We start from the raw sequence: 1,323 nt of genomic DNA, 5'->3' as shown, positions 1-1,323 counted from the left end.
AGGTGTCATTGCCGGTGGTGCAGCGGCGTTTGGGGCGGCATTCGTCAACCCGGTACGTAACAGGATGACATACGATGAGCGCCTGACAGAGATGGCCAATACGGCATTTAGTGATAATGACATGAAAGGCCGTCAAGCGGGAATGCAACGCCTGGATAAGATGATCCGCGATAACGCCATGTCCAGTGGGCTGAACAAAGAGTCGGTGATGGATACGGCCAATACGTTGCTCGCCAGTGGATTAAAAGAGGAGGCAGTTAGCAAGCTGCTACCCACAATCACCCGCTATGCCTCTGCGGCCAAGGCTGACCCTAACGAACTGGCCGATATCGCAGTGAAAGCCCGCAGTACCTTTGGGATCACCGATGAACAGATGCCCACCATGCTCAATATGGCGATTGCCGCAGGACAATCAGGGAATTTTGAGCTGAAGGATATGGCTAAATGGCTCGGCCAGCAGATGGCCTTTGCCAAAAAGGCTGGCATGTCCGGTTTGGGGGATTTTGGCAAACTATTAACACTCAATGAACTGTCGTCGGTCACGGCGGGCAATAGCGATCAGGCGGGTAACAACGTGGTCAATTTGTTGGGGAAACTGACGAGCCAGGATGCAGCTAATGCTGCCGCTAACATCAAAATCAAGGGAAAAGGCATCGACTTGCCAGGAACGCTAGCAGAGGCCCGAAAGCATGGGACTGACCCGATAGAGGCATTTTCCCGCGTCATTGATGAGGTTGTTGGAAGCGACAAAAAATACCAGGCTCTCCAGGCCAAGTTAAAGAGTCTACCTAAGGATGATAAGAGCGGCATTAAAGAAACCCTGGAGGCCATGAGCGCCATCCTTGAAGGTGCTGGAGTGGGGAAAATCCTAGCCGATCAGCAAGCGTTAATGGCCATCCTCGCTTACCGCAATGGCCAGGGATATAAAGACGAGATTGAGCGGGATATCAATAAACAACGCAATCTGAAACCCGGTGAACAAGGCGCGGGCGATCTGAATTTTGAATTCAATAAAGAGCAAGGCTGGTTTAAGGCACAGCAGTTCAATAACGCTAAGGAGTTTGCCGAGCTGGATGCCACTAAGAGACTAGCCGATGCCACCGGGAGCGCGGCGGGTAAAGCGGCAGAGTTGGCCGCACGGTTCCCAGAGCTTGCCACAGCGGTCAGCGGAGCCACTACCGCCATCCAGGGCATGACCCAGGCGGCGATCGCCTTTGCCGGTATCAAACTGCTTACGGGGGGTATCAAGGCTGCAAAAGGAGCAGGAGGCGCAGCAGCGGCGGAAGTGGCCGCAGCGGGTACTAATGCGATCAAGGGAACGGC

1 protein-coding gene is annotated in these 1,323 nt (G+C 54.0%); it reads left to right on the top strand.

Going from position 1 to position 1,323, the window contains the following annotated elements; genetic code table 11:
- Positions 1 to 1,323 (top strand): phage tail tape measure protein (locus EHO01S_RS17105; protein ID WP_024525074.1); only part of this gene is annotated, 1,323 nt, incomplete at both ends.

Origin of the sequence: Edwardsiella hoshinae NBRC 105699 = ATCC 33379, assembly GCF_000474215.1 — a bacterium.
Classification (GTDB): domain Bacteria; phylum Pseudomonadota; class Gammaproteobacteria; order Enterobacterales; family Enterobacteriaceae; genus Edwardsiella; species Edwardsiella hoshinae.
This window is presented reverse-complemented; position numbering and strand designations above follow the sequence as displayed.